Consider the following 13,921-nt stretch of genomic DNA (forward strand, 5'->3'; position numbering starts at 1 on the left):
GGTCACAGGATCGCGCTCACGAGAGCGGCGAAGGTGAAGCCGACGACACCGATGAGCGTCTCCATGACGGTCCAGGTGCGCAGCGTGGTCTTCTCGTCCATGCCGAGGAACCGACCGACCAGCCAGAAGCCGGAGTCGTTGACGTGGGACAACACGGTCGCGCCACCGGCGATCGCGATGACGATGCAGGCCAGGTCGATCGAGGACAGTCCGCCGGTCGCAGCCACCGTCGGCGCCATGAGCCCGGCGGTCGTGGTGAGGGCGACTGTCGCCGAACCCTGCGCCACGCGCAGTGCGGTCGCCACCACGAACGCGGCGACGATGACGGGCAGACCGGTCGACTCGAGCGAGCCGGCCAGCGCCTGGCCGATGCCGCTGGCGCGAAGGACGCCACCGAACATGCCACCGGCACCGGTGATCAGGATGATCGCGCAGACCGGGCCGAGTGCGCCGTTGACGATCTCCTCGATGTCGGCCTTCGAGCGGCGTCCCATGCCGAGCAGGATCATCGCGACCAGCACGGTGATCAGCAAAGCGATCGGGGTCTGACCGAACATGCGCAGCAGGCGAACCCACGTCGCGTCACCGTCGATCGTCTTGTTGGTGGCCAACGTGTTCAGTCCGGTGTTGAGGAAGATCAGCACCAGGGGCAGCAACAGCACGAACAGCACGAGGCCGAACGACGGTTTCGACCCACCGGCCTTGCCCTCCTCGACGTCGCCACCGGAGAGCAGCTCCGGCACCGGGATGTGGACGCGCTTGCCCGCCCAGAGACCGAACAGGTAGGAGGAGATGTACCAAGTCGGCAGACCGATGATGATGCCGAGCACCAGGACGAGGCCGAGGTCGGCGCCGAGCAACTCACCTGCGGCGACCGGGCCGGGGTGCGGCGGGACGAACGCGTGCATCACCGCGAACGCACCCGCGGCAGGCAGCGCGTAGGTCAGCACGCTGCCGCCGAAGCGACGGGCGACCGAGAAGATGATCGGGAGCATGACGACCAGGCCGGCGTCGAAGAAGATCGGGAATCCGAACAGCAGCGAGGCGACACCGAGCGCGAGCGGTGCGCGCTTCTCGCCGAATCGTGCGATCAAGGTGTCGGCGAGCACCTGAGCACCGCCGGTCACTTCCAGCAGTCGTCCGATCATCGCGCCGAACCCGACCAGGAGGGCGACGTTCGCGAGCGTCGATCCGAACCCGTCCAGCAAGGTCGGCACGACCTTCTCGAACGAAACCTTCGTGGCCAGGGCGGTCAGGAAGCTGACCAGCACGAGCGCCACGAAGGCGTGCAACTTGAAACGCATGATCAGCAGGAGCAGAACTGCCACCGCCGCTGCGGCGATGAGGAGCAGGACGCCCGAGCTGTATGCGGGCTGCACCTCTTCTGCGGTCAGGAACATCGAGGATCCTTCGTCGAGTGTGATGAATCACGTGGGGTGGGTCACACGACTGTAGAGTTATTCGTAGTACTTAATCAAGCAATATGAGTATTTTTAATACGGGCGTGGCGCCGCGACGTAGGCTCGGTCGCATTCACCAGGCCGAGAGCAGTTGCCGAGAGAAGCCGAAAGGGGACGCCGATGTCGGGTATCGGGCAGGCCGTCCGGACGCCGTCCGCGCCGCTGCTGCACCGCGCGCCCGCGCGCGAACTCGGCATCGAGATCATCGAGGGCAGAATCGCGGTCGACGCCGGCATGACGCTGGACGACCTGCAACGCCGCTTCGGGATCTCGCGCACCGTGGCCCGCGAGGTCGTCCGCGAACTGGAGACGCTGCACCTGGTCACTTCGCGTCGCCGGGTCGGCATCGTCGTGCAGGACCGCGCCGGCTGGAATGCGTTGCACCCCACCCTGATCGACTGGCGCCTGCATTCGACCGACCGCCCCAAGCAGTTGCGCGATCTCACTGAGCTGCGGCACGTCGTCGAGCCGGCCGCAGCCGGTGCGGCCGCCCGCCTGGCAACCGTCGAGGCCCGCGCAGCCCTCCCCCCGCTTGCTGCCCGGATGCGTGAACTGGGCGAGGCCGGACGCCTGGAGGAGTTCATGACCCTCGACATCCGGATGCACCGGATGATCCTGGAATCGAGCGGCAACGACCTCTTCGCCGCGATGGCGGATCTCGTTGAGGTCGTGCTCATCGGTCGCACGCAGTTGTCCCTCATGCCCCAGCAGCCCAAGCCGGAGGCGCTGGACGCGCACGAGGACGTCGCGGACGCCATCTGGCGTGGCGACACCAGGGCCGCGCAATCGGCGATGACAGCGATCACCGCCGAAGTGCTCGCTGCATTCACGGACGCTGCCGACTGACCGAACACTGAAGGACCCGACCAAAACGTGGCGGGTCCTTCAGTGCATGTCGGTGGATGTAAAGGGACTCGAACCCCTGACCTCTCGCGTGTGAAGCGAACGCTCTAACCAACTGAGCTATACATCCGTGCGGATCACAGCCCGCCCGGGCTGCGAGGAAGTACTTTACCCGCCGTTCAAGTCGCCGCCTAATCGGGCCTGTGCGCTCAGCCGAGGCCGGGCATTTGCTGCAGGAAGTCCTTGGCCGAGCCGGGCAACAAGCCGGGAATGCCGCCGAGCTTGAGGGTCAGCCAGACGACGAAGCACACGAACGCGAACGTCAGCAACGCGACAATGCCCTTGAACCACAACGGTTTCGGACGCATCCAGTCGTTCCAGGCTTCGACCTTCTCCCGGGCGAAGTTGAGCAGACGCGCGGCCCACATGAACTCGGTCGCCCAGATGCCGAGGCCGAGGAAGACGATCAACCAGCCCGGACCCGGGAACGGGATGGCGACGACGCCGATGCCGGTCACGATGAACCCGACGACACCGACCACGATTCGGTAGGTGTGGTTGGAGACCGGGTTCGCCGCGAGCTTGCGACGCCAGGCGAACTTGTATGTCTTGGGTGAGAACGGCTCCTCGAAGGCCCCGTCCGCGCGTCGCTTCGGCGCCACGGCGGTGCTCCCGCCGTCGCCGCCGGACACGACGTGCTTGTCCGCCACCTGCTCCCCCACTGCAGTCTCCTTCTTCATCACGCCAATGTTGCTGCTCGTGCCCGGAACGCGTCCGCGACCCGCGCTGTGACGGGACCGGGAGCGTCCATGTTCCGTTCGTCAACGCGCGACACGGCTTGCACATCCCGAGTGGACGAGGTGATGAACACCTCATCTGCAGTCTGGAGGATCGACAGCGGCAGCGCGACCTCCTTGACCGTGATGCCCTCTTCGCGAGCGGCGAGGATGGCGAGGTCGCGGGTGATCCCGGGCAGCAGGCCGGAGTCGGTCGGCGGGGTGAGCACGTCGCCGTCGACGACGACGAAGATGTTGCTGCCGGTGCCCTCGCACAGTTCGCCGCGGGTGTTGGCGAAGATCGCCTCGCTGCCGCCGCGTTCCTTCGCGTAGGCCAGCGCGACGACGTTCTCGGCGTACGAGGTGGTCTTCAGTCCGACGACTGCGCTGTTCTCGTTCCGGGTCCACGGAACGGTCGTGATCGCGGTCGTCCGCGGCGGACGCGGCACAGACCCCGCAAGGACGATGTACGTCGCCTCGGTGTCGTCACGGTCGGAGCCGAGCGGTCCCGGGCCGGCCGTCACGCTGTAACGAACACGCCCGAACTCCAACGGTTCTGACAGGACAGCGGCGATTCCCTCGTCCAGCCGGTCCCGGTCCGCGGGCGGCAGACCGAGGCCCTTGAGCGAGTTGTCGAGACGGTCGTGGTGCCGCTCCCGCGCGAACACCTCGTTGTTCTCGACCTTGCAGGTCTCGAACACCCCGTCGCCGACGGTGACGCCGTGGTCGAGCGCGCTGATGCTGGCTCGGTCGCCGACCAGCTCGCCGTTCACCCACACTCGAACCGTCATGACGTCCTCTCCTCCAACGCGACCTCGGCCAACCCGATCAGTCGTCTCGCCTTGAGCAGCGTTTCACACCACTCCGCCTCGGGGTCGGAGCCCCAGGTGATTCCGGCGCCCGTCCCGAACTTCAGCACCCGGCGTCCGGGCAAGGACTGCATCCAGAAGGTACGAATACCCACCGCCAACCGGGCGGTGGCAGTCTCGTTGTCGACGTACCCGATGGCACCGCAGTACGGTCCCCGCGACACTCGCTCGAGATCCCGAATTGCATGCAGGGCAGTGATTTTCGGCGCACCTGACACCGACCCGGGCGGGAACGACGCACCGAGGATGTCCGGCCAGCCGACTCCTTGACGCAGCCGCGAACGCACGGTCGAGACCAGGTGGACCAGGCCGGGATGCTGTTCGACCGCGCACAAGCCGTCGACCTCGACCGTGCCCGGCACGCTGACCGGTGCCAGGTCGTTGCGCACCAGGTCGGTGATCATGACGTTCTCGGTGAAGTCCTTCGGCAGCAACTCTTGCTCGGTCGGGGCGGTGCCCTTGATCGGCGCCGATGCAAGCCGGTCGCCGTCCCGCTCGAGGTACAGCTCCGGACTGGCACAGACGATCTCGAGTCCGGCTGTGGGCAGGTCGATCAGGGCGGCGTAGGGGGCCGGGTTTCCCGCCAGCAGGACGTCCGCCAGACGCCCCAGGTCGAACGTCGCCGGCACATCGCGGGACAGCACCCGGCAGATGTTCGCCTGGTAGACCTCTCCGAGGGCGACGCGGCGGCGGACCTCCTCGACCGCAGCCTCGTACTGCGCATGGCTGAGCGAACTGCGCCAGGAATGCTCACCGTTGTCGGCGGCCGGCGTCGACCGGGTCGCTCGAACGGCGGGCCGAGCGACCCGGTCGACATGTTGCATCCGGACGGCGGTGAGTTGCCCCTCGAAAGTGATCACGACCACCCACACGCCGGGTTCGTCCAGCGCTTCGGCGTCGTGGCGGATCTCCGCGACGCCTCTGGCCGACAGCCCGTCGAACTCTGCGTGTTCACCGGGCACTACCGACCTCCTTGGCGCCGAGCCCATCTGGGTACCCGATCCGGGCCGGGGCGTCGTTGCCAAGTCAACCACCCCTGCGGCCTCCGGGGTATGCGGTTGTGACGAGCAGAGAGGCCCCGGCTCATGCCGGGGCCTCTTGCTCATGGTGGGCGATACTGGGTTTGAACCAGTGACCTCTTCCGTGTCAAGGAAGCGCGCTACCGCTGCGCCAATCGCCCTTGGAAATGAAGAGAGCGGACAACCGGGCTCGAACCGGCGACCTCAACCTTGGCAAGGTTGCGCTCTACCAACTGAGCTATGTCCGCCTGTGCCCTTGCGGGCAACGGGAAGACAATACCCGACAGTTCGCCCACTCTCCAAAACGAGTCCTTCGGGCCACGGAAGGGTTCAATGGATGGCATGCCCGAACCAGCCGATGCCACACCGGGGCCCGAGACCGAGTCCGGTGCGCGAACCGCATTTCCCCGAGCCGTCGAGTCGATCGGTTCACGCGACCTCCGCCGTTGGACGACATGGGCGGGCAGACTGTTGCTGCGTGCCTTCCGGTGGCTGGAGCGCACGATTCGCCGGTACTCCGCGGACGGCAGTCTCTCCCTCGCAGCCCTGATCACGGCCGCGCTGGGCGTCCTCCTGCTCGGTGCTTCGCAGGCGATCGCAGCGCAGGTGTACGACAACGTGCTCGACCACAACGGAGTCGCCGGGTGGGACCGCCCGGTGCTCGACCGGATGGTTTCGTGGCGCTCCCCCGGTGCCGACGCTGCAGTCACGCACTTCACCGACATCGGTGGAAAGGTCGGCGGCCCGATCCTCGGCGTAGTACTGACCGCCCTGCTGTGCCTGCTGTGGCGCCGTCGGACGCCGGCCGTGCTCATGGGAATCGCGATGACGGGATCGCTGCTGGTGACCGTCCTCGGCAAGGAAGCGACCGCCCGCCTGCGCCCGCCGACGCAGCTCGCGGTGCCGCCCTTCGAGTCCTCGCCGTCCTTCCCGTCCGGCCACACCCTGAACATGACGGTGATGATGGGCATCGCGGCGTACGTCTTGCTGGTCTGGTCGCACCGCACCTGGGCCCGCGTCGCCACGGTGCTCCTGACGGCGGCGATGACGATCACCATGGGTCTGTCCCGCGTCTATCTCGGGCACCACTGGCTCACCGACGTGATCGCGGCGTGGTTCCTCGGCATCGGCTGGGTGGTCGCCGTGGTGACCGTGCACCGGCTGACGATCACCGTGCGGCGCACGCGCGCCGACCATATCGCCGGGCGGCGTGAACTCTTCGAGGTCGCCGGGGTCCGACCGCCCGAGGACGAGCCCTCGCACTGAGCACGACTCCAAAACGCAGCAGGTCCCGGCCGAGAACGACCGGGACCTGCTTGCGTACTGGTGGGCGATACTGGGTTTGAACCAGTGACCTCTTCCGTGTCAAGGAAGCGCGCTACCGCTGCGCCAATCGCCCGAGGTGGCGACGGGATTCGAACCCGTGTAGACGGCTTTGCAGGCCGTTGCCTAAGCCTCTCGGCCACGCCACCGGAGATCTCACGACAAGGCGAGACCAGAGCGGACAACCGGGCTCGAACCGGCGACCTCAACCTTGGCAAGGTTGCGCTCTACCAACTGAGCTATGTCCGCGTGCGCCTGAAGGTGCGCTTGTCGAAACGCTTTCAGGTGCGGTGCATGAGGCTAACCGATGGACGCCGCCGAATCCAGCCGGGGTGCGGGTGTGTCGCCGTCGCCATCGGTGCTTGCCTTCCGATTAGTCGGGAACTCTTCGTCGTCCGGATCTTGTGACCGCGCGGCGGGTGCTGGGTTGACCTTCTTGCCGGCGGATCCGTTGCGGGTCAGCGGGATCGGTCCCGTCCTGACGTCGTTCATCCGGGCACGGGTTCGTGACACACCGTCGCTGAGCAGTTCGCGGGCCCGGTGATGAGCCGGCGAGAACTCTTCGACCGGCCATAGCTTCATCGTGGCGGCGTTCAGCGCTGCACCGATGAGCACCGCGATGCCGAGGAAGTACAGAAAGATCAGCACCACGATCGCCGCCGCGAGCGGCCCGTAGATGCTGGTGCTACCGACCGACGCACCGAGCAGGAAGCGCAGCGCCATGGCCGACAGCACCCAGATCATCAGGGTGAGAACGGCCCCCGGGAGGTCGCGTACCCAGGGCGTCTTGATCGGCGTGGCGACGTAGAAGAGCGTTGCGAACCCGAGGATCGTCAAGCCGCCGACGAGCGGCCAGTAGAAGACCATCAGCACCTGCAGTCGCGCCGGCAGCCATTCACTGAGCAACTGCGGCCCGATGACGATCAACGGCACGACGACGGCCCCGAAGGCGAGCGTGACGAAGTACAGGCTGAGGCTCATCAACCGGGTGCGGACTATGCCTCGTTTGCCGCCCTGCCCGTACATGATCGAGACGGTGTCGAGCAGCACGTTGAGTGCACGTGATCCCGACCAGAGCGACAACAGGAAACCGGCGGAGATGACGTCGGGTCTTCCGCCGCGCAGCGCGTCGGAGATCGTGGGCATCAGGACATCACGCAACGAGTTCTCGGTGAGGAACTGGGACGAGTAGGCCTCGATCGCCTCGGTGACACGAGTCACAGCGTTCTCACCGATCCACCCACCGAGATAACCGACCCCGCCGAGCAATCCGAACACCAGCGGCGGGAACGACAGGAGGGCGAAGAAACCGGCTTCCGCCGCCAGGCCGGTCACCCGGTATCGCATGCACAAACGCACGGTTTCGCGGGTCAGACGTGCCAGCGCGAGTGCCCCTGGGATCCGCCCGAGTGCGCGTCTTGCGCGGCTGCGCGGACTCACCCGCACGCCCCGGACGCCGACCCCGTGAAGCACATGTCACCCACGGTAATGGTCAGAACGGCTCCCGCCGTGCACCACAATGGCGTGCCATGGACATCTGGCCGGGACAGCCCTATCCGCTCGGCGCCACCTTCGACGGTTCTGGCGTCAACTTCGCAATCTTCTCCTCCGTCGCCGAAAGGGTGGAACTGTGCCTGCTCACACCCGGTGAAGAGCCGGGTGAGGACGGCGAACAGACCTGGGACGAGGAGCGCATCGATCTGACCGAGGTCGACGGACACGTCTGGCACGCCTACCTGCCCGGGGTGCAGCCCGGTCAGCGGTACGGCTTCCGGGTGCACGGCCCCTACGACCCCGAGCTCGGCCACCGCTGCAATCCCTCGAAACTGCTGCTCGACCCGTACGCGAAGGCGATCGACGGGCAGATCGACGGCGACGAGTCGCTCTTCTCCTACCGTTTCGACGACCCGGACGCATTCAACGACGACGACTCGCTCGACCACACGATGCTCTCGGTGGTGGTGAACCCCTTCTTCGACTGGGGCCACGACCGTCCGCCCAGGCACGAGTACCACGACAGCGTCATCTACGAGATGCACGTCAAGGGCCTGACGATGACCCACCCGGACGTGCCCGAGGAGATCCGCGGCACCTATGCCGCCGTCGCGCACCCGGCGATCATCGACCACCTGCAGCAACTCGGCGTGACGGCGGTCGAACTCCTGCCGGTGCACCAGTTCGTCCAGGACTCGACCCTGGTCGACAAGGGCCTGTCGAACTACTGGGGCTACAACACCATCGGTTTCCTCGCGCCGCACAACGCGTACAGCGCCGGCGGGAGCGAAGGTCAGCAGGTCACGGAGTTCAAGGCGATGGTGAAGGCGCTGCACGCCGCCGACATCGAGGTCATCCTCGACGTCGTCTACAACCACACCGCCGAGGGCAACCAGCTCGGTCCGACGCTGGCGTTCCGCGGCCTGGACAACGCCCACTACTACCGGCTGGTCGACAGCGACCCGGCGCACTACTACGACACCACCGGCACCGGCAACAGCCTGCTGATGCGCAGCCCGCACGTGCTGCAGCTGATCATGGACTCGCTGCGGTACTGGGTCACCGAGATGCATGTCGACGGTTTCCGGTTCGACCTCGCCGCCACGCTGGCGCGACAGTTCCACGAGGTCGACCGCCTCTCGGCGTTCTTCGACATCATCCAACAGGACCCGATCATCAGTCAGGTGAAGCTGATCGCAGAGCCCTGGGACCTGGGCGACGGTGGCTATCAGGTCGGCAACTTCCCGCCGCTGTGGACCGAGTGGAACGGCAAGTACCGCGACACCGTCCGTGACTTCTGGCGCGGTGAGCCATCGACACTGGCCGAATTCGCTTCTCGCCTCACCGGATCCAGCGACCTGTACGCACACTCGGGACGCCGTCCGATCGCGTCGATCAACTTCATCACCGCCCACGACGGCTTCACGTTGCGTGACCTGGTCAGCTACAACGAGAAGCACAACGAGGCCAACGGCGAGGGCGGCAACGACGGCGAGGCGCACAACCGGTCCTGGAACTGCGGCGTCGAGGGCGAGACCGACGACCCGCAGGTCCGCTCGCTGCGGGCGCGTCAGCAGCGCAACTTCCTCACCACGCTGCTGCTGAGCCAGGGTGTGCCGATGCTCGCTCACGGCGACGAACTCGGCCGCACGCAGCTCGGCAACAACAACGTGTATTGCCAGGACAACGAACTGGCGTGGTTCGACTGGGACCTCGACGAGGACGAGCAGTCGCTGCTGGACTTCGCGAGCAAGGTCATCTCGCTACGTCGCGAGCACCCGACCTTCCGCCGGCGCCGGTTCTTCTCCGGCGACGCCGGACACGGCGGTGAGAGCACCCTCGGCGACATTGGCTGGTTCACGCCCGACGGCAACCACATGACCCAGATCGACTGGCGCAACGGCCTGGCACGTGAGGTCGCGGTGTTCCTCAACGGTGCAGCGATCCAGGCACCGGACCCCCAGGGGCGACGGGTCATCGACGACCACTTCCTGCTGCTGTTCAACGCCGGCGACCAGGAGAAGACGTTCACCGTCCCGACCGTGGTCGAGGACGCGGAGTGGAGCGTCGTGCTCGACACCGCCGACGAAGCCATCGATGAGACCGAGGAGCGCGTGGCCACCGGGGGGTACGAACTCACCCTGGCCGGCCGGTCCATCGTGGTGCTCAGCTGCACCCCGGACGAGGAGCAGTGAACCGGACCTGACAACCCGTGAAGGGCTCCCCGATCGCTCGGGGAGCCCTTCACTGCGGAGGTCGGCTTCAGGACGCTTCGAGACGCGCCTTCTGTTCCTCGACGTCGAAGTCGGCGTCCGGCCAGGGCTGGTCGAGTTCACGCAGGTGGTGCAGCAGGATCTGCTGGACAGCCAACCGCGCGTACCACTTGCGGTTCGCGGGCACCACGTACCAGGCAGCGCTGTCGGTGGAAGTCTTGTCCAACGCGGCCTGGTAGGCCTCCTGGTAGGCGTCCCAGAGCTCGCGCTCATCGATGTCGCCCGGGTTGAACTTCCACCACTTGTCGCTGCGATCGAGCCGCTCCATCAGGCGCGCCTTCTGCTCGTCGGCGTCGATGTGCAACATCACCTTGATGATCCGGGTGCCGTTGTCGGTCACCGACTTCTCGAAGGTGTTGATCTGCGAGTACCGCCGCTGCCAGGTAGTGGCCGGAACGAGATTGCGCACCCGTGCGATAAGCACGTCCTCGTAGTGCGACCGGTCGAAGACACCGATGATCCCAGGTTTCGGCAACGCCTTGCGGATCCGCCACAGGAACGGGTGCTTGCGCTCCTCGGCGTTCGGCGCCTTGAAAGAGGTCAGCGAAACTCCCTGCGGGTCAATGCTTCCCACGACGTGACGCATGATCCCGCCCTTGCCCGAGGTGTCCATGCCCTGGATCACCAACAGGACGGACGTGCCGTCGCCGTCGCGGCCGTTGGCGTAGAGGCGCTCCTGCAGTTCGCCGAGCTCGGCGGCGCTCGCTGCGAGCAGTTCCTCCGCTTCCGCCTTGTCACCCTTGTAGCCGGGAGTCGACGAGGCATCCAGGGAGCTGAGCTCGAATCCTGCTGCGACGCAGAGCTTCTCGGTGATCTTGGCTGCGAGATCGCCGGACTTGTTGAGCTGCTTTTCCGACTTCTTGTCGGACTTCTTCGTCTTCTTCTTGGCCATACGGGATGGTCTCACGATTGGATGACCGACATGAGGAAACTGCTCCCCGACCACGCAGCAATCACGCCCGGTGATTTGCCGGACGCCTACGAATGCGGCGTCGATCGCGGCTGGTTCGTGCGGCTGAACTTTGTTGCGACAGTAGACGGTTCGGTTGTCGGCGGGGATCATAGGTCGGGGTCGATCAACAATGACGTCGACGGGCTCGTCTTCCACATGCTGCGGGCATGGGCCGATGTCATCGCGGTCGGCGCAGGCACCGCACGCGCCGAGCAGTACGACGCGCCGATCACCGACGAGCGGTGGCGATCGCTGCGTGCCGGGCGCCCGGAACACCCCGCGATGGCCGTGCTGAGCACCGAAGCCGAACTGCCGCCGAGGATGGACACGATGGGTCGTGATGACGTCTTCGCGGTCGACAGCAGCGGCCCGGACGGAGTGCGAACCGCTCTGCACCGTCTGCGCCGACGCGGCTACGACCGCGTGCTGCTCGAAGGCGGCCCGACCATTGCGGGCCTCGCCCTCGGGGACGACCTGATCGACGAGATCTGCCTGACCACCTCGCCGTTGTTGGTGGGCGGCTCGGCCCACCGGATGGTCGACGGAGCACCGCTCGACCTGCGCGCGAGGCTGGTCGGACTGATCGAATCCGAGTCGACGCTGCTGGCTCGTTGGTCAGTGCGCTGAGGCCGGCGCACAGAAGTTACGCACGACCTTCTCCCAGCGCTCACTGTCGACATTCCACTCCCGGCAATGCCGTGCCACCTCGAAGGTCTCCAGACGCACCAGATCGGGTCGTGCGTCGGCCAGATCCTGCGATGGTTCGAAGGGCACGAAGTCGTCGTCGACCGAGTGGATCAGCAGCGTCGGCTTCGTCAGTTCCTCCGCTCGGGTGACCCAGTCGGCCCGGGTGACGTCGAGTGGCTCGGCCAACCCGATCAGGTTGCGGTGCAACGGTCCTCGCATCAAGTCGAGCCCGATCCGACTGACGACACCGGGCATCTTGTTGAGCCCCGCGTGGAAGGCCAGCACATGCCGCCAATTGATCACCGGGGCGTCCAGCACGATACGGCTCACGTGCTCGGCCAGCGGCGATCGATCGACGGTCTGCAATACGGTGGCGCCACCCATCGACCACCCGAACAACTGGATGTCGGCGGCACCCGCGTCCAGGACGTAGCGCATGGCCGCTTCGACGTCCTGCCACTCGGTGAGGCCGAGGTTGTACAGACCGTCGGCTCCGGACGGAACCCCTGGATCGTTGCGATAGCTGATGATCAATGCATTGATGCCGCAACGTTGCAGGGTCGGCAGCGCTCGCAGACACTCCGAGCGCAGCGCGCCGCGCCCGTGCACCAGGACGGCCCACCGGGTGGAGTCGGGCACGTCCATCCGCCAGGCCGGCATCTCCCCCACCGGGCTGCGATAGACCACCTCGTGCAGATCAATACCGAGGGAGTCCGCCGGCGGTCCGACGAAGTAGCTGCCGTTGACCCGCGCCGGTCCGGCATCGAGCTCACCGAAGTCGACGCCGAGCAGTTCACGGGTGACCTCCTCGCCCTCCACGGCGAGCACGTCCCCGATGCGGGCGTGGGTGTCGTACCCACCGACGAAGAGTCCGTAGCGGCCGGGCGCAACCGTCTCGTCGTTGACGTCGAGGGTGATCGTGAGGTCGTTGAACGTCCTGATCACGCTCTTGTCGGCCGGTGGCTCGGGTGTGAGCACCTTGCGGGCGAAGACGGCGGCAGCCGACGTGACGGCTCCGGCCCCCATGAGGGCTCCGGCGCCGAGCATGGAGGCGGCACGAACGATGTGGCGAGGCTGCACCTGTCCATCGTGACATCCGGGCAGCACAATGGCGGGCATGACCGTGCCGTTCGAGACCCCGATCACGCCGATGCTGGCCAAGGCCACTCCCGCGGTGCCCAAGCCCGACGACACCAAGCGGTACTTGTACGAACCCAAGTGGGACGGCTTCCGGTGTGTTCTGGTGAAGGACGGGGACGAGGTCGAATTGGAGTCGCGTGGCTCCAAACCGCTCACCCGTTACTTCCCCGAACTGATCGAAGCGGCTCGTCGGCTGCTGCCGCAGCAGTGTGTCCTGGACGGCGAGATCGTCGTTCGCTCCGGCGCACCGGGAGCGCAGCGCCTGTCGTTCGAAGCGCTCGGGCAGCGCATCCACCCGGCCGCCTCGAGGGTGACCAAGCTGTCGGTGCAGACACCCGCCGAGGTGATCTTCTTCGACTGCCTGTGGACCGGCGGCGACTCGTTGATGGAACAACCGTTCGCCGAACGCCGCTCCGCGCTGGTCGAGGCACTCGACGGTCTGCCCACCGACGGCCCCTTCCACCTGACCCGCGTGACCGAGGATCCACAGGTCGCGCAGCAGTGGTTCGAACAGTTCGAGGGAGCCGGTCTGGACGGCGTGATCGCCAAGGATGTCACCAGCCCATATGAGCCGGGCAAGCGCACGATGCTGAAGATCAAGCACAGCCGCACGTGTGAGGCGGTGCTGCTCGGTTATCGAATTCACAAGAGCGGCAACGGAGTCGGCTCGCTCCTGCTCGGGCTGTACGACGAAGACGGCAACCTGCGCAACGTCGGCGGCATTCTTGCATTCACCGCGAAGCGACGGGTGGAGCTGATCGACGAACTCTCCGACCTCGTGGTCACCGACGACGAGGGAGAGACGGTTCGTGGCGAGACCGACCGGTCGCGGTTCAGCAGCAACAAGGACGTGTCGTTCGTACGCCTTCGTCCGGAGCGCGTGGTCGAGGTGAAGTTCGATCAACTCGAGGGCTCTCGTTTCCGGCACGGCGTGACGTTCCTGCGCTGGCGGCCCGATCGCGACCCCGAATCGTGTCTGCTGGACCAGGTGGAGCGTGCCCCGGCATACGACCTCGGCGCGGTACTCAGCCGCTGATCATCACCGGACGAAGATCGGCGCCGGACCTCCCCCGAGGATCCGGCGC

General features: G+C 66.3%; 12 protein-coding genes and 6 tRNA genes. 5 read left to right on the forward strand and 13 right to left on the reverse strand.

What is annotated here, in order from left to right; all coding sequences use genetic code 11:
• Positions 1-2: 2 nt before the first annotated feature.
• Positions 3-1,400, reverse strand: coding sequence for a GntP family permease (locus MF407_RS07855; RefSeq protein ID WP_141928174.1), 1,398 nt, complete (start codon positions 1,398-1,400; stop codon positions 3-5).
• A 180-nt stretch (positions 1,401-1,580) separates the two neighbouring features.
• Between MF407_RS07855 and MF407_RS07860 the strand changes: the two genes are divergently transcribed.
• On the forward strand, positions 1,581-2,306 hold the full coding sequence (locus MF407_RS07860) for an FCD domain-containing protein (RefSeq protein WP_141928173.1): 726 nt from the start codon (positions 1,581-1,583) through the stop codon (positions 2,304-2,306).
• Positions 2,307-2,359: 53 nt separating this feature from the next.
• On the opposite strand, the gene MF407_RS07865 is transcribed toward MF407_RS07860, so the two are convergent.
• The 6 genes from MF407_RS07865 to MF407_RS07890 all read right to left on the reverse strand — a co-directional run bounded on the left by MF407_RS07865 (position 2,360) and on the right by MF407_RS07890 (position 5,215).
• A tRNA-Val gene (locus tag MF407_RS07865) sits at positions 2,360-2,433 on the reverse strand.
• 79 nt (positions 2,434-2,512) lie between these two features.
• Entirely contained in the window at positions 2,513-3,043 is a 531-nt protein-coding gene (locus MF407_RS07870) for a TIGR02611 family protein (protein WP_141928172.1), read from the reverse strand.
• A complete protein-coding gene (locus tag MF407_RS07875; protein WP_141928171.1) occupies positions 3,043-3,870 on the reverse strand; it encodes an aminotransferase class IV in 828 nt (275 codons plus the stop codon). Before MF407_RS07875 ends, MF407_RS07870 begins: the two co-directional genes overlap by 1 nt.
• Positions 3,867-4,910, reverse strand: a complete 1,044-nt coding sequence (locus MF407_RS07880) for a chorismate-binding protein (RefSeq protein ID WP_239701954.1) — start codon at positions 4,908-4,910, stop codon at positions 3,867-3,869. Before MF407_RS07880 ends, MF407_RS07875 begins: the two co-directional genes overlap by 4 nt.
• A gap of 143 nt (positions 4,911-5,053) precedes the next feature.
• Positions 5,054-5,128: transfer RNA gene (locus tag MF407_RS07885), tRNA-Val, on the reverse strand.
• 14 nt (positions 5,129-5,142) lie between these two features.
• Positions 5,143-5,215: transfer RNA gene (locus MF407_RS07890), tRNA-Gly, on the reverse strand.
• Between the two features lie 94 nt (positions 5,216-5,309).
• Between MF407_RS07890 and MF407_RS07895 the strand changes: the two genes are divergently transcribed.
• Entirely contained in the window at positions 5,310-6,233 is a 924-nt protein-coding gene (locus MF407_RS07895; protein WP_239701955.1) for a phosphatase PAP2 family protein, read from the forward strand.
• 58 nt (positions 6,234-6,291) lie between these two features.
• Here the strand turns inward: MF407_RS07895 and MF407_RS07900 are convergent.
• The 4 genes from MF407_RS07900 to MF407_RS07915 all read right to left on the reverse strand — a co-directional run bounded on the left by MF407_RS07900 (position 6,292) and on the right by MF407_RS07915 (position 7,637).
• Positions 6,292-6,366 (reverse strand) — tRNA-Val (locus MF407_RS07900).
• A 1-nt stretch (position 6,367) separates the two neighbouring features.
• Positions 6,368-6,439, reverse strand: a tRNA-Cys gene (locus tag MF407_RS07905).
• A gap of 27 nt (positions 6,440-6,466) precedes the next feature.
• A tRNA-Gly gene (locus tag MF407_RS07910) sits at positions 6,467-6,539 on the reverse strand.
• A 51-nt stretch (positions 6,540-6,590) separates the two neighbouring features.
• Entirely contained in the window at positions 6,591-7,637 is a 1,047-nt protein-coding gene (locus MF407_RS07915) for a YihY/virulence factor BrkB family protein (protein WP_239701956.1), read from the reverse strand.
• A gap of 182 nt (positions 7,638-7,819) precedes the next feature.
• Here MF407_RS07915 and glgX point away from each other — a divergent pair, with 182 nt between their 5' ends.
• The gene (gene glgX, locus MF407_RS07920) at positions 7,820-9,979 is read left to right on the forward strand and encodes a glycogen debranching protein GlgX (protein WP_239701957.1); all 2,160 of its coding nucleotides are present in this window, start codon (positions 7,820-7,822) and stop codon (positions 9,977-9,979) included.
• Between the two features lie 67 nt (positions 9,980-10,046).
• Here glgX and MF407_RS07925 read toward each other — a convergent pair whose 3' ends face one another.
• Positions 10,047-10,949 carry a PPK2 family polyphosphate kinase gene (locus tag MF407_RS07925; RefSeq protein WP_239701958.1) on the reverse strand — a complete coding sequence of 301 codons (903 nt, stop codon included), beginning with the start codon at positions 10,947-10,949 and terminating at the stop codon, positions 10,047-10,049.
• Between the two features lie 30 nt (positions 10,950-10,979).
• On the opposite strand from MF407_RS07925, the gene MF407_RS07930 reads away from it, so the two are divergent.
• Complete coding sequence (locus MF407_RS07930) at positions 10,980-11,636, forward strand: dihydrofolate reductase family protein (protein WP_239701959.1); 657 nt, start codon at positions 10,980-10,982, stop codon at positions 11,634-11,636.
• Here MF407_RS07930 and MF407_RS07935 read toward each other — a convergent pair.
• Positions 11,625-12,776 (reverse strand): alpha/beta fold hydrolase, encoded by a 1,152-nt coding sequence (locus MF407_RS07935; RefSeq protein ID WP_239701960.1) that lies wholly within the window; start codon positions 12,774-12,776, stop codon positions 11,625-11,627. The genes MF407_RS07930 and MF407_RS07935 overlap by 12 nt on opposite strands.
• A gap of 37 nt (positions 12,777-12,813) precedes the next feature.
• On the opposite strand from MF407_RS07935, the gene MF407_RS07940 reads away from it, so the two are divergent.
• Positions 12,814-13,872: an ATP-dependent DNA ligase gene (locus MF407_RS07940; protein WP_239701961.1), complete on the forward strand. Its 1,059-nt coding sequence runs from the start codon at positions 12,814-12,816 to the stop codon at positions 13,870-13,872.
• Positions 13,873-13,921 lie beyond the last annotated feature (49 nt).

The sequence above is a fragment of the Yimella sp. NH-Cas1 genome (assembly GCF_022359705.1).
GTDB lineage: Bacteria > Actinomycetota > Actinomycetes > Actinomycetales > Dermatophilaceae > Yimella > Yimella lutea.

What these genes read in the sequence shown, in the direction of transcription:
- MF407_RS07915 (WP_239701956.1), bottom strand. Translation starts at nt 7,637, where the DNA reads ATGCGATACCGGGTGACCGGCCTGGCGGCGGAAGCCGGTTTCTTCGCC.
- MF407_RS07860 (WP_141928173.1), top strand. Translation starts at nt 1,581, where the DNA reads ATGTCGGGTATCGGGCAGGCCGTCCGGACGCCGTCCGCGCCGCTGCTG.
- MF407_RS07855 (WP_141928174.1), bottom strand. Translation starts at nt 1,400, where the DNA reads ATGTTCCTGACCGCAGAAGAGGTGCAGCCCGCATACAGCTCGGGCGTC.
- MF407_RS07895 (WP_239701955.1), top strand. Translation starts at nt 5,310, where the DNA reads ATGCCCGAACCAGCCGATGCCACACCGGGGCCCGAGACCGAGTCCGGT.
- MF407_RS07925 (WP_239701958.1), bottom strand. Translation starts at nt 10,949, where the DNA reads ATGGCCAAGAAGAAGACGAAGAAGTCCGACAAGAAGTCGGAAAAGCAG.
- MF407_RS07870 (WP_141928172.1), bottom strand. Translation starts at nt 3,043, where the DNA reads ATGAAGAAGGAGACTGCAGTGGGGGAGCAGGTGGCGGACAAGCACGTC.
- glgX (WP_239701957.1), top strand. Translation starts at nt 7,820, where the DNA reads ATGGACATCTGGCCGGGACAGCCCTATCCGCTCGGCGCCACCTTCGAC.
- MF407_RS07930 (WP_239701959.1), top strand. Translation starts at nt 10,980, where the DNA reads ATGAGGAAACTGCTCCCCGACCACGCAGCAATCACGCCCGGTGATTTG.
- MF407_RS07940 (WP_239701961.1), top strand. Translation starts at nt 12,814, where the DNA reads ATGACCGTGCCGTTCGAGACCCCGATCACGCCGATGCTGGCCAAGGCC.
- MF407_RS07875 (WP_141928171.1), bottom strand. Translation starts at nt 3,870, where the DNA reads ATGACGGTTCGAGTGTGGGTGAACGGCGAGCTGGTCGGCGACCGAGCC.